This is a genomic window from Pseudoalteromonas sp. SCSIO 43088 (assembly GCF_023650795.1).
GTDB classification, from domain to species: Bacteria; Pseudomonadota; Gammaproteobacteria; order Enterobacterales; family Alteromonadaceae; genus Pseudoalteromonas; species Pseudoalteromonas shioyasakiensis.
In genome coordinates, this window is the sequence record NZ_CP072675.1 from 3,471,994 (window position 1) to 3,486,119 (window position 14,126).

Consider the following 14,126-nt stretch of genomic DNA (forward strand, 5'->3'; position numbering starts at 1 on the left):
TTAACTTTCTCAACAAAATGGCGCAAAATTATAGTTCAAATTTCGCGCCATGTAAACTCTTAATTAAGCAACAACTGTGCTTAGAGAGTTTTGGTCAACAGCAACACCTGCGCCCATTGTTGTAGAGATAGTTACTTTCTTCACGTAAGTACCTTTTGCTTGAGAAGGTTTAGCCTTCTTAAGCGCAACAATAAGAGCTTCAAGGTTTTGTTGAAGTTGCTCAGCAGTGAAATCAACCTTACCGATAGTAGTATGGATGATACCGTTCTTGTCGTTACGGTAACGAACTTGACCTGCTTTCGCGTTTTTAACTGCTTCTGCAACGTTAGGAGTTACAGTACCAGTTTTAGGGTTTGGCATTAGACCACGTGGACCTAAGATTTGACCTAGTTGACCAACAACACGCATAGCGTCTGGAGATGCAACAACAACGTCAAAGTTCATCTCGCCTTTCTTAACTTGTTCAGCAAGATCTTCCATGCCCACTAATTCAGCACCAGCTTCTTTCGCAGCATCTGCGTTAGCGCCTTGTGTGAATACAGCAACACGAACTTCACGACCAGTACCGTTAGGTAGTACAGTTGCACCACGAACGTTTTGGTCAGATTTACGAGCATCGATACCAAGGTTAACAGCAACGTCAACACTTTCTACGAATTTAGCTGTCGCTAACTCTTTTAAAAGAGCAACTGCTTCGTTGATTTCGTAATCTTTAGTTACATCCACTTTTTCGCGGATAGTACGCATACGTTTAGTTAATTTTGCCATTATCTTAGTCCTCTACGTTCAAGCCCATCGCACGCGCAGAACCTGCGATAGTGCGAACTGCAGCGTCCATATCAGCCGCTGTAAGGTCAGGTCGTTTTGTCTCAACGATTTCTTCAAGTTGAGCACGAGTTACTGTACCCACTTTTTCAGTGTTAGGACGGCCAGAACCTGATTTGATGCCTGCAGCTTTCTTAAGTAAGTAAGCAGCCGGTGGAGTTTTCATGTCGAACGTGAAAGAACGGTCACCGTAAACAGAGATCACTACAGGAACTGGAGCGCCTTTTTCGATAGATTCTGTACGTGCGTTGAACGCTTTACAGAATTCCATGATGTTTACACCGTGTTGACCTAGTGCTGGACCTACTGGAGGACTAGGGTTAGCCATACCAGCGGCAACTTGTAGCTTGATAATAGCTTCAACTTTTTTAGCCATAATAAATACCTCATTTGGTGGGTCATAGCCTTGTGCGCGCGAGGACGCGTACTCTAACGGCTTCCCAGTTTAAAAATTGGTTCTCACTTTTTAGTGATAAAACAAGTTGTAACTTGCCCTAACACAAAAAGGCCGCTGATTATAAGTTAATCAGCGGCCTTTTTCAAGCGTATTGCCAAAATATTAAACGATTTTGGCAGCTTTAATTTTTTACTTACTTGTCTTGCTCAACTTGACCAAATTCAAGGTCAACAGGTGTCGAACGACCGAAGATAAGAACAGACACTTTCACGCGGCTCTTCTCGTAATCAACTTCTTCAACAACACCGCTGAAGTCAGCAAATGGACCATCGATAACACGAACAACTTCGCCTGGCTCGAATAATGTAGCTGGCTTAGGTGCTTCAGAGTTCTCTTGAAGACGGTTTAAGATGCGATCAGCTTCTTTTTGGCTAATTGGTGCTGGACGATCAGACGTACCACCAATGAAGCCCATAACACGTGCAGTGCTGTTCACTAAGTGCCAGCTTGCATCGTTCATGTCCATTTGAACTAGTACGTAACCTGGGAAGAATTTACGCTCAGATTTACGCTTTTGGCCAGCGCGCATCTCAACAACTTCTTCAGTTGGTACTAATACTTCACCAAAACTATCTTCCAAACCTTCGATCTTGATGTGCTCAAGAATAGTTTGTGCTACACGCTTCTCGTAACCAGAGAAAGCTTGTACTACGTACCAACGTAGTTTCTTTTCGTTCTTCTCATCCGACATGGGATTAGATCTCCAATCCAGTTAAAAAGCCTACTGCGCGGAATAAAATGCCATCTAATCCCCAAAGGATAAGCGCCATAATCACAGTTGCAACCATTACAATTAATGTCGTATGTGTTGTTTCTTGGCGAGTTGGCCACACAACTTTACGTACTTCGATACGTGCTTCTTTTGCAAACGCAAGAAAAGTACGACCTTTTTCAGTTAGTGAGGCAATGCCTAAACCAGCTGCAACAGCAACCACTACACCAATAGCACGTAATAATACAGATTGGTCTGCATACATGTGGTTACCAACGACTGCGCCTGCTAGTAGCGCAATTGCTACAATCCACTTTACTGAATCCATCGCACTTGATGGTGTTTCTACATTCGTGCTCATAATATTTTTACCTTAACTACAGACACAACAACCCTGCGCTCTGGCAGGGTTAATCCATTAAAATCTAAACTTAAAAACTGACTTGTTTAAACCGATTTTTAATTTCAGACTTAGCACACATTGTGTAAAAAGTGGCAGGGGCGGAGAGATTCGAACTCCCAACCGTCGGTTTTGGAGACCGCTGTTCTACCAATTGGAACTACGCCCCTGCAAAGTGGATGCCTATTATACTTACGCAATTCATTAACACAAGAGTAAAAGATACCCATTAGTTAAAATCTCATCAGTTCGTTTAAAAATCAATATTAACATTGATTAAAAAGCAGTTTATTATAAACCCATTACAGGAACATAAAACAACATGGATCAGTGTGCTGCTATTAAAATCCCCTTTTAATATTGTATTGTTATGCCTCATTTTGTTGATAGCTAATCAGGCTAGTGCACGTTCTTTACACCTAGGCACTTTTAATAGTCAGCAAGGCCTCAGCCAAAATTCAATCACTTGCAGCATCACCGACCAGCAAGGCTTTTTATGGTTTGCCACACAAGGTGGCTTAAATCGCTTTGATGGTTATGAATTTAAGCGTTTTAAAGCTAACAGCAATGATAAAAGCATTTCAGGGAACTGGATCACCGGTTGTGTCAAAGACAGTAAAAACCAGCTATGGTTTTCGACTGCAAGCAAAGGGCTTAATAGACTCAACCCTAAAACCGGTCTGTTTGAGGTGTTTTCTACACACCATAATGAAAGCCTAAGTGAAGATAAAATTTGGTCTATGGCGTTAGCTAAAGATGATGTTCTGTGGCTAGGCCACGAACACGGTAAGTTAACCCGTTTTGATGTATCAAATAATAGCTTTACACACTTTCACTATAAGTCAGCGCAGCCACTGGTTCGAGACATTGTTATTACCGATGAACTAATTTGGCTTGCCACAGATAAAGGGCTTATTTCATTTGACCCAATTACTGAGCAATTTACTCAGCATGCTCAGATCTCCGTGCCGCTCTGGCATCTCAAGTTACTTAATGACGAAAAGCTGTTTATTGGCGCTAAAAAAGGTCTTTATATATTAAATTTAGCTACGCAAAGTAGTGAAAAAATCGAACAGTTTAATGGAGTCTGGGTAACAGACAGCCTGATTGACCAACAGCAAAACCTTTGGCTTACAAGCTACGGGCAAGGTCTATACCTTTTACCTGCGGGTGCTGACTTACAAGAGCAATTCACTCAATATCGCCATGACAAGCAAAACCCCAACGGCTTAAGCAGCGACTACCTGCTTTCTCTTTTTCAAGACTCTCAAGGCATTATTTGGCTAGGTACTGATGGCTATGGTGTGCACCGCTATGATCCTAAGCAGCAACAGTTCTCTCATCAATTAAAAACCTCTCAAGCAAATTCGTTAAGTCATAACTTTGTTCGTTCAATAGTTAAAAGAGCCAATGGTGAGGTATGGGTTGGAACCCGTGATGGACTCAACCGCAAAACAACGTCTGGTTATCAGCACTTTAAAAACGCCCTACCTAATAACAATATATTTGCCCTACACGAAGATGCTAACCAGCAATTATGGGTTGGTACTTACGGTGGCGGTTTAATTAAGTATCAAGACAGCCTTGATGAGTTTACAACTTTCACCATGCAAAGCCACCAGCTAGCCAGTGATCGTGTTTACGCAATTACCAGCGACAAAACAGGTGCACTTTGGCTAGGTAGTAACCAAGGCTTAACCCGCTTTGAACCAACCTCTGCCAAGGTGACTCACTATAAGCACAATGATGCGCAAAATAGCCTTGCCAACAACACCGTATTTACTTTGGCTTATGATAATGAAGAGCACGCACTATGGATTGGTACCCGAGCAGGACTCAATAAACTCGATATCTCAACAGAGCAATTTAGTTTATTAGATGAGCAAGATTCCGGCGAGACAGGGCTTAGCCACAATATGGTTACCTCTTTATTACTCAGTGAAGACAGCATTTGGGTTGGCACCATGCAAGGCTTGAATCAAGTCAACAAGCGTACCCTCACAGTGAAACACATTACTGAACAGCAAGGTTTAGCTAATGACAACATTTTCGACATTCTTGCCGATAAACAGGGCATGCTTTGGCTTGCGACCAATGACGGACTCACTCGCTATAACCCCAGCACACAGCAAATGCAGCAGTTTTTGCCTGAAGATGGTATTCAACACCAGTCATTTATATTAGGTGCGAGCTTTCAAGCAGACGATGGCGAGTTATTTTTTGGGGGTATTAATGGCTATAATCATTTTTACCCAGAGCAACTAACCTTATCGCACACTCCCCCGACTCCAGTGTTAACTGAGTTATTACTTAATAACCGAGCAATTAAAAGTAATCATTTTGATAAGCAAACCAATACGCTTGCTAGTGCAACTCAGACATTCTCGTTTGCAAAATCAGCGGGGGTTATCGGCTTTAAATTTAGTGCATTAAAAAATGGCGCGACTCCAAAACATTACCAATATGGCTACAAGCTAGCTGGCTTTGATGAGCAATTTTTATATACCGATGCATCCCTTAGGCAAATTAACTATCCGCAATTGCCTGCTGGTCACTACCAGTTATTGCTAAAAGCAAAAGATCAATATGGCCAATGGAGTGACAGTACACAGCTATTAGCGCTTACTGTTGTGCCTCCTTGGTGGCAAACTAAATTAGCCTACGGCATTTACTTTACGTTTGCTTTAGCACTGATTTGGCTTGTGTTAAATGCCTTGTACAAGCGCAAACTAGCAGAGCAAGAGAAGCAAACCGAAATTGAGTTAAACAAATTAAAAGATCAATTTTTAGATAACATTAGTCATGAACTCAAAACACCACTTAGCTTAATACTCGCTCCGATCAGTCAGTTACAGCGAAGCAATGCAGACTCTCAAGCTCAATCGCAACTAGCGAGCATCAAACGTAACTGCCAGCGCTTACTTGAGCTCATCAATCAACTTTTACAATTGAGTCAACGCCCAAGCACGGCAATTTACACTGTCAGCCCTTATGCTATTACGCCATTTTTAACAGATTTAGTGGCGGATTTCAGGCCTCTGTATGAGCAAAAAAAGCTGCAATTTAACTTTACTGACACCACCACTAAAGCACTTAAGATTAACCTTGCTCCTGAACATGCTCACTCGATTTTTAGTAACCTGATAAGCAATGCACTTAAGTACACCCCTGCAGGTGGCACAGTCGCTATTCACCTTAGTGAAGTGCAACAAGCGTTACAGTTTAAAATTACGGATACCGGTGTGGGTATTGCCAGTGAGCATCAGCAGTCGGTTTTTCAGCGCTTTACTCGCGTAGCATCATCTGAACCAGGTAGTGGTATTGGCCTGAGCTTAGTAAAACAACTCGTTGAACAATACGGTGGTTCTATCAGTGTAAGCAGTAAAATCGCTGAAGGTAGCTGCTTCACTGTATCATTGCCTATGGTTGAAAGTGCTGATAATCACATTAATAGTGCTACGCAAGTTCTTACCTCACAACAGACATTGCTGATTGTTGAGGATAATGAGGAAATGGCAGAGCTGCTCCTTTCTTTATTTAATAACGAGTTTAACTGTATCTGTGCAACTGATGGTCAGCAAGCGCTTGATTTATGCCAAACAGACCTGCCTGAACTCATTATTAGTGATGTGATGATGCCAAATATGGATGGTTATCAATTATTAGCAGCACTGCGTTCAAACCCAGCCACCAGTCATATCCCAGTATTATTACTTTCTGCTAAAGCAGATACCCACAGCCGCTTAAAAGGGCTTGATTTATTAGCTGATGATTTTTTGAGTAAACCTTTTGAACCTACTCTACTAGTAAGCAGAGTAAAAGGCCTGCTTAATCTAAGACATATTTTAAACCAGCACCTAACAGCACAACTGGCAGCTCCTCTGAATAGTGATACAGCCGCTGTAACAGTACAAAATAAAGATTATTCCTTCACTGAAAAGCTTAAGCAGACAGTACAAGCACACTACCAAGATGAAAGCTTCTCGGTTGAGCAGCTAGCCTCTGTGTTATGTTTAAGTCCCCGTGCGCTGCAACTAAAAATGAAAGCCTTGTACTCACAAACGCCTTCTGATTATTTGCGTAATACTCGCTTAGAATTTGCAAAAAAGCAGCTAATCGATAGCGAATTAGCAATTGGTCAAATCGCGGATCAAGCGGGTTTTAGCTCGCAAAGCTATTTTGCCCGAAGCTTTAAGAGCTATGCAGGCTTATCACCAAAACAGTATCGAGAAAAACATCAAAAACATGCCGAATTTCGTGTAAGTGAATAAACTTTTCGCCTGAGTGCTATTAATAAAACACTGATTTTTATAGCTTATCCATACAAACGTCAATAACAACAAAGCCCATAGTGCGGCGTTATTTACTGCATGAGATATAAGTTAAGGAAAGTCATATGCTCACCAAAACACACAAAGCAATTTCGATTACGTTACTTGCTGCGGCACTTACTGCATGCCAGAGTACTTCGACAACCACCAGCAATACCAATAGCCCAGATATAAACGAAGTTGCACAACAGCAATACAATGGTCCAAAAGCTCGGATCGCTGTTGCCCGCTTTACTGATAAATCAAACGATTCACGTTGGTGGCGTAAAGAAATTGGTGAAGGTATGGCCGATCAACTCACAACCGCATTAGTCAGTACAAATCGCTTTATTGTTTTAGAGCGACAAGCACTTGATGCCGTATTATCAGAACAAGACCTTGCTGTATCAGGCCGCGTGAGTGCAGCATCAGGAGCTGCGTATGGTGAAATAGAGGGAGCCGAAATTGTTGTGGTTGCCGCAGTCACAGAATTTGATGATGACAACTCAGGCACTCGTGTCGGCAGTGGTGGCTTTATCGGTGATGTATTTAGCTCGGTATCGGCTGGTTTTTCAAGTTCGCACATGGCGATAGATTTACGCTTAATCGATACGCGTACTTCACGCATTTTAGCCGCTACCAGTGTTGAGGGCGGCAGTAAAGATTTTGACTTTACATCAGCTGCCACCAATTTTGGTGGTGCACTCGTTGGTGGTAATCTAAGTAGCTGGTCAAACACGCCAAAAGAAAAAGCATTGCGCGAAGTGATCGTAAAAGCTGTTGAGTTTTTAGAATCAAAAGTGCCAACAACTTATTATCGCTATAATAGTGATAACACCATTGCAGCTGGCCATACAGCCCCTGCACCACTAAAAGTAACCGCAGCTGCAGCTCCTGCTAAAGCGCCAGTTGCATCGGTTAGTGTTCCAACTCACAGAATGCCTTACTACGAAAAAACAGACTTAGCGATGTCACGACTGAACTTGGTTTGTTTGGGTTATTTGAAAAGGCAGCCTCACTACGAAGAATATGAAATAGAAGACGTAGAGTACGATCAAGCAACGGTGATTGCTCTCACTGAATATCAGCAAGAAAAAAAGCTGAAAGTGACTGGCCTTGCTGATGAGACGACTAAAAAGTCGCTTGATGATTCAGGGTGTATTGCCAAAACGAACAAATCAAGTTTAGAAAGCTTTGGCAGTATGTTTAAATTTAACTAAGCAAACTAACAGCCAGTGCCAGCACTGGCTGTTTAAACCCTTAGTTTGTGCCTTTCACCAGTGGTACACCATTGTTACCAACAGGAATATAAACTGTTGTATGGTTAGGTGACTCAGCCATCTTTAACTGCGCATTAATAGCTTCATGTTGTAGATAATTTGGCGTCAAAGTGGCATTAATTATTTTTTGCGCCTGTGCAATACCTTTCGCTTCTTCTACACGGATCTCAGCATCTTTTCGTGCAATTTCTTTTTGCGTTTCTTTTTCAGACAGTAATTGTTGTGCAGCCAACTTTTTCTCAACAGCATTAGCAACAATAGCCGGATAGTTAATATTTCCCACTACGACATTGGCGAGCTTAAATGGCGTTGGTTCTAAATACGCTTTTAACCGGGCTGTTACTTCTGCAGCTATTTTCTCGCGATTGGTTTTTAACACGCCGCTATCGTATTGCTGCACTATATCACGCACATAAGTTCTAAATGTTTCACGGACAAATCGCGGATACCAATCTTCACCACCGTATTGCTCAACCACCGCTCTGACAGAGCCGCTTTCTATTGAAATGACCGCATGAAAATCAAAACTAATGTTTAAGTCATCGTTAGCTAAGATTTTAAATGCTTCAGTATACGTATTCGGGCGCATATCAATATTAATCACCTGATTGCGCCAAAGTGACATGCCGTAGTTAGCTGGGCCAATCATAGTGCCTTGATAACCGCCTTCGCCAAACACCCGCGGCTTTTCAAATACGTAACCCTCTTCACCCGCTGGTGTACTTGGGTTAGTACACGCCGTGAGCGATACAGCAACTACACCTGCTAATGCTAAACTTGGAAAAACACTCGATAGAAGTGTTTGCGTCCCTGAACGTTTAAATTTCATTGTTGTTATCTCATTCCATTATAAAATTTGTAATAGCTCACCACGATAAAAATCACATAACAGCCAAATTTGTTGAAATGGATGATGCTTAGGCACATCAAGGTGAGTAAGTACTGACTTAAAATCATCAAGATGCCATATAGTACTGGCATTGCGTATTAATAACCAAGGCTGAGTAGACTCGTAATGTTTCTTGGCTTTTTGTGCTAGCAAACGATGTAAAGCACAGTGCAAACGCTCGTTACTCGGTGCTAAAGCCATTTCAGCAAGATCTCGTTGCATTGAGATAGACAGCGGCCGACCTAACACCGCCATTGCTTCTGTTTCGCTGGCATATAAATGTGCGACTTCAATATCAAGCCGTTCATCACCTTTATAACAACTCACGTCTGGTTTACTCGGCGTGTTATGCCAAATATTGCGCATACTCACGCCAAACTGCTTTTCGTAACAGCGCAAAAACAACTTTGCTGCGCCGTGCTCGAGCGCTATTTTCTCTTGTTCACTTTCACGATTCATTTAATGTTGCATACACATCTTTTAATAACCCAGAAGCGCCAAAACGAAATAGCTCGGGTTGTAAGTACGCTTCACCCATAATTGATTCAGCTAGGGCTAAATACTCAGCAGCTTCGGTGACTGTTCTGACCCCGCCTGCCGCCTTAAAACCAACCTTTTTGCCACTCGCTTTTATGCTGTTCAACATGATGTCTGTTGCAGCTAGCGTTGCATTGACAGCCACTTTACCAGTACTGGTTTTAACAAAATCAGCGCCGCCATCAATTGCCAGCTTAGTTGCTGTTGCAATGAGATCATCACTTAATTCGCCACTTTCGATAATGACTTTAAGCTGCGCTTGTGTACCACATGCCTCTTTTGACGCTTTGACATACTCTAAAACTTTGCGCTCATCACCACCAATAAGCGCTTTGTAGGGGATCACTAAATCAATTTCCTCAGCGCCGCGTTCAATGGCAAATAAGGTTTCATTTAACACTTGCTCTAACGGTTGCTCCCCACTAGGAAAGTTAGTAACTGTAGCCACTTTGACTTGCTGTAGTTCACGCTCAGCGAGAGCAAGCTTTGCATCGCTTACAAACTGGCTATACACACATACCGCTGCAGGAATGCCTAACGTTGGCTCAATACTGGCAACCAAGTTATTAATGGTTTCTGTTGTGTCGCTGTCATTTAGAGTTGTTAAGTCCATCAGTGCCACCGCTTGGGCAGCGCTTGTTTGCATTTTAGTCATAGCTCTTATATTTGTGTTGCCATATTAGTGACCTATAGTAGCAAATTTTTATCATTCGGCTATAAATCATAACTAATCACCATAAGGCTGCTTATTTACTTGTAACTCGCCGCAATCCCTTGTTAACTAAGTCTTAAGCCAAAACAAACCACCTGGTATAACTTTTAGTTATATAAACTTGGTTTTAATTATTTTTTACTTTTTTTAGAGCACTATATTCTGCTTGCCTGCAATAAGCAGTTTCTTGATGTGTTTTAGGGGTGAGAACAAAGTGCAATATTTACCAATCTTTACCAAATTAGACGACAAACCTGTGCTGGTAGTCGGCGGTGGAGATGTCGCATTACGCAAATGCCGTGCGTTTTTAAAAGCGCGTGCTCATGTGACGCTAGTCGCCCCTGAATTTTGTGATGAACTTCGAGAACTTGCTGAGAAAGGTGATGTAACACTCATTAACGACTTTTTCAAAGAACAGTATTTAGATCAGCAAATGCTGGTAATCGCTGCAACTGATATAGACAGCGTTAACAAAGATGTGTTCGAACTTGCTAATGCGCGCAATATTTTCGTTAACGTGGTGGACGATCAACCTAAGTGCAGCTTTATTTTTCCATCAATTGTTGACCGTGATCCAATCACAATTGCAATTTCAAGCGCAGGCACAGCGCCAGTATTAGCACGTCGTTTACGCGAAAAACTCGAAACGCTTATTCCACAGCATATTGGTCCACTTGCTACATTAGTTGGTAGCTTTCGTGACAAAGTAAAACAACGCTTTAAACACTTTGCTGATCGTCGTCAGTTTTGGGAAGGCGTATTTGATTCATCAGTTGTAAGTAAAGTCCAAGCGGGTAATACCGAAGCTGCAACAGCGCAGTTAGAGCAATTGTTAGATGCAAAGCCAGAACCTGAAGGCGAAGTGTATGTTGTAGGTGCAGGCCCAGGTGACCCAGAGCTATTAACACTAAAAGCACTGCAGTTAATGCAACAAGCCGACGTAGTTGTATATGACTACTTGGTTTCTGATGAAATTATGGATTTAGTACGCCGTGATGCCGACCTAGTTTGCGTAGGTAAACGTTTAGGCGATCACAGCGTGGCGCAAGAAGATACCAATCAGATGTTGGTCGATTTTGCCAAGCAAGGCAAAAAAGTATGCCGTATTAAAGGTGGCGACCCATTTATTTATGGTCGTGGTGGTGAAGAAGTACAAGTTCTTGCCGCGAATAAAGTGCGTTACCAAATCGTACCGGGTATTACTGCTGCTGCAGGTTGTAGCGCTTATGCAGGTATTCCACTTACTCACAGAGATCATGCGCAAGCCATTCAGTTTGTAACGGGTCACTGTAAAAAAGATGGTCAAGAATTAGATTGGCAGTCACTTGCCAAGCCAAATCAGACCTTAGCGATTTATATGGGAGTGATTAAATCACCGCATATTCAAGCACAACTATTAAAACATGGCCGCGGTGCAGATACCCCCGTTGCCATTATCGAAAACGGCACACGTAAAGAACAACGTGTGGTTACAGGGCAATTAGGTGAGCTGGCTGATTTGATTTCACGCCATAGCATTATCTCACCCGCCTTATTAATTATTGGCGAAGTTGCATCATTGCATCATCAGCTTGCATGGTTTAGTCAAACAGAGCAAACCAGCAGCTTTGCCCAGCCAATTACTGGCGTAGCTTAATTTAACTTTTAATCATTTTAGTAGGACGACTAACAATGGCTTTAACACACCTTCAGCAATTAGAAGCTGAAAGTATCAAAATCATGCGCGAAGTTGCTGCTGAGTTTGAAAACCCGGTGATGCTTTACTCAATTGGTAAAGATTCATCAGTGTTATTACACTTGGCGCGTAAAGCGTTTTATCCAGCAAAGATTCCATTTCCACTTTTACACGTTGATACCAACTGGAAGTTTAAGGAAATGATCGAGTTTCGTGACCGCCTAGCTAAAGAGTATGGCTTTGATTTAATCGTCCACAAAAACCCTGAAGGGTTAGAGATTGATATCAATCCATTTGTACACGGCTCAGCAAAGCACACCGACATCATGAAAACGCAAGGCTTAAAGCAAGCGTTAGATAAATACGGCTTTGATGCTGCGTTTGGTGGGGCACGCCGTGACGAAGAGAAATCACGTGCTAAAGAGCGTGTTTACTCATTCCGTGACAAACACCACAGATGGGATCCAAAAAACCAACGTCCAGAGCTTTGGAATACATATAACAGCCAAGTTAACCCGGGTGAAAGCATTCGTGTATTCCCGCTATCTAACTGGACTGAACTTGATATTTGGCAGTATATCTACCAAGAAAACATTGAAATGGTTCCACTTTACCTTGCTAAAGAACGTCCTGTCGTTGAGCGTAACGGCACGCTAATCATGGTTGATGACGAGCGTATGCCATTAGAAGAAGGCGAAGTACCACAAATGAAATCTGTCCGTTTCCGTACCCTTGGTTGTTACCCACTAACAGGTGCTGTGGAATCAAATGCAGGTACCTTAACTGAAATTATTGAAGAAATGCTGCTTTCAACCTCTTCTGAGCGTGAAGGCCGCGTGATTGATCACGACTCTGCTGGTTCAATGGAAAAGAAAAAACGTGAGGGCTATTTCTAATGTCTAAAACAAACGACACGATTAATGAAGTAAGAGAGTTAGGTATCGACGCCTACCTTGCACGTCAACAAGACAAAAGCCTTTTACGCATGCTGACTTGTGGTAGTGTGGATGACGGTAAATCAACGCTGATTGGCCGCCTTTTACACGACAGTCACCAAATTTATGAAGACCAACTTGCAGCCCTGCATAAAGACAATGAAAAAGTCGGTAATGCCGGTGAAGAGCTTGATTTAGCACTCCTTGTGGATGGTCTTCAAGCTGAACGTGAGCAAGGAATTACCATTGACGTTGCTTATCGTTACTTCTCAACAGCAAAACGTAAGTTCATTATTGCTGATACGCCAGGACATGAGCAGTACACGCGCAACATGGTAACCGGTGCATCAACCAGTGATGTGGCGATTATCTTAGTTGACGCTCGTTACGGCGTACAAGTACAAACTAAGCGTCATAGCTTTATCTGTGACTCATTAGGTATTAAGCAGTTTGTTGTTGCTATCAATAAGATGGATATCGTCGATTTCGATGAAACCGTATACGAAAAAATCAAAGCGGATTACCTTAAGTTTGCAGAGCAACTAAACGTTACTAATATCAAGTTTGTACCTATGTCAGCGCTTAAAGGTGACAACGTAGTTACACGCTCAGAGCACACACCTTACTACACTGATAAACCACTACTTGAGTTACTTGAAGACTCGCCAGCTGCAGAACTTGATAACGGTTTTGAAGCACGTCTTCCGGTGCAATATGTTGTACGCCCTAACTTAGACTTCCGCGGTTTCCAAGGTACTTTAACGTCTGGCAAGTTCAGCGTGGGTGATGCAGTAAAAGTATTACCATCAGGTAAAAGCTCAAGCATCAAAGAGATTGTAACTTTCGATGGCAACTTAGATACCGCTGAAGCAGGTCAAGCAATCACTTTAACATTAAACGACGAAATTGATATCAGCCGTGGCGATGTGATTGTACCAGCCGCTTCAAAAGCCGCTGTAACAAACCGTATTCAAGCTAAATTAGTATGGATGCATGAAGCACCGCTTGTATTAGGTAAAAGCTATAACTTTAAGTTAGGCAGCAAAAACACCTCGGCAGTGGTAAGAAAAATCGATCACACGATTGATGTAAATACCCTTGAGCATGGTCAAGCAGACTCATTACAACTTAACGAAATTGCGATTGTAACCTTAGAGCTTACAGAAACAATTTTGGCTGATGAGTACCACAACAACCATGAAACAGGTGCGTTTATCCTAATTGACCGCCTATCAAACCTAACCGTTGCGGCAGGTATGATTGAGCAATTACTTAGCACTGAAGAGCAACAAAGTAGCTTTAGCGACTTTGAAGTTGAATTTAATGCCTTAGTACGCAAGCACTTCCCTCATTGGCAAGCGCTTGATATAACTAAGCTTAAATAATCACTATTC

General features: G+C 42.2%; 12 protein-coding genes and 1 tRNA gene. 5 read left to right on the forward strand and 8 right to left on the reverse strand.

The features are described 5' to 3' along the window. Positions 1–63: 63 nt before the first annotated feature. The 5 genes from rplA to J8Z28_RS15985 form a co-directional block, all read right to left on the reverse strand. Positions 64–768, reverse strand: a complete 705-nt coding sequence (gene rplA, locus J8Z28_RS15965) for a 50S ribosomal protein L1 (RefSeq protein ID WP_054564002.1) — start codon at positions 766–768, stop codon at positions 64–66. A gap of 4 nt (positions 769–772) precedes the next feature. After that, the gene (gene rplK, locus J8Z28_RS15970) at positions 773–1,201 is read right to left on the reverse strand and encodes a 50S ribosomal protein L11 (RefSeq protein WP_054554827.1); all 429 of its coding nucleotides are present in this window, start codon (positions 1,199–1,201) and stop codon (positions 773–775) included. A gap of 214 nt (positions 1,202–1,415) precedes the next feature. Beyond that, positions 1,416–1,973, reverse strand: coding sequence for a transcription termination/antitermination protein NusG (nusG, locus tag J8Z28_RS15975; protein WP_054554826.1), 558 nt, complete (start codon positions 1,971–1,973; stop codon positions 1,416–1,418). Between the two features lie 4 nt (positions 1,974–1,977). Then, a complete protein-coding gene (secE, locus tag J8Z28_RS15980; RefSeq protein ID WP_036971579.1) occupies positions 1,978–2,355 on the reverse strand; it encodes a preprotein translocase subunit SecE in 378 nt (125 codons plus the stop codon). Between the two features lie 132 nt (positions 2,356–2,487). Next, positions 2,488–2,564: transfer RNA gene (locus J8Z28_RS15985), tRNA-Trp, on the reverse strand. 210 nt (positions 2,565–2,774) lie between these two features. Between J8Z28_RS15985 and J8Z28_RS15990 the strand changes: the two genes are divergently transcribed. Together J8Z28_RS15990 and J8Z28_RS15995 are read left to right on the forward strand one after the other, a co-directional pair. Further along, a complete protein-coding gene (locus J8Z28_RS15990; protein ID WP_250659677.1) occupies positions 2,775–6,665 on the forward strand; it encodes a hybrid sensor histidine kinase/response regulator transcription factor in 3,891 nt (1,296 codons plus the stop codon). Positions 6,666–6,790: 125 nt separating this feature from the next. Then, entirely contained in the window at positions 6,791–7,924 is a 1,134-nt protein-coding gene (locus J8Z28_RS15995; RefSeq protein WP_054554824.1) for a CsgG/HfaB family protein, read from the forward strand. Between the two features lie 40 nt (positions 7,925–7,964). Here the strand turns inward: J8Z28_RS15995 and J8Z28_RS16000 are convergent, their stop codons facing one another. The 3 genes from J8Z28_RS16000 to deoC are packed head-to-tail and all read right to left on the reverse strand — an operon-like array spanning position 7,965 to position 10,065. Further along, positions 7,965–8,813 carry an SPFH domain-containing protein gene (locus tag J8Z28_RS16000; RefSeq protein WP_062564378.1) on the reverse strand — a complete coding sequence of 283 codons (849 nt, stop codon included), beginning with the start codon at positions 8,811–8,813 and terminating at the stop codon, positions 7,965–7,967. Positions 8,814–8,831: 18 nt separating this feature from the next. Further along, entirely contained in the window at positions 8,832–9,332 is a 501-nt protein-coding gene (locus J8Z28_RS16005; RefSeq protein WP_058586658.1) for a hypothetical protein, read from the reverse strand. Further along, positions 9,322–10,065, reverse strand: coding sequence for a deoxyribose-phosphate aldolase (gene deoC / locus J8Z28_RS16010; protein WP_062564377.1), 744 nt, complete (start codon positions 10,063–10,065; stop codon positions 9,322–9,324). Before deoC ends, J8Z28_RS16005 begins: the two co-directional genes overlap by 11 nt. Positions 10,066–10,336: 271 nt before the next feature. Here deoC and cysG point away from each other — a divergent pair, with 271 nt between their 5' ends. From cysG to cysN, 3 genes are read left to right on the forward strand one after another with little or no spacing between them, the layout of a single operon-like run. Then, the gene (gene cysG, locus J8Z28_RS16015; RefSeq protein WP_062564382.1) at positions 10,337–11,758 is read left to right on the forward strand and encodes a siroheme synthase CysG; all 1,422 of its coding nucleotides are present in this window, start codon (positions 10,337–10,339) and stop codon (positions 11,756–11,758) included. 35 nt (positions 11,759–11,793) lie between these two features. Continuing rightward, a complete protein-coding gene (gene cysD, locus J8Z28_RS16020; RefSeq protein ID WP_054564008.1) occupies positions 11,794–12,693 on the forward strand; it encodes a sulfate adenylyltransferase subunit CysD in 900 nt (299 codons plus the stop codon). Beyond that, positions 12,693–14,117 (forward strand): sulfate adenylyltransferase subunit CysN, encoded by a 1,425-nt coding sequence (gene cysN, locus J8Z28_RS16025; protein ID WP_062564376.1) that lies wholly within the window; start codon positions 12,693–12,695, stop codon positions 14,115–14,117. Before cysD ends, cysN begins: the two co-directional genes overlap by 1 nt. Positions 14,118–14,126: the final 9 nt, after the last annotated feature.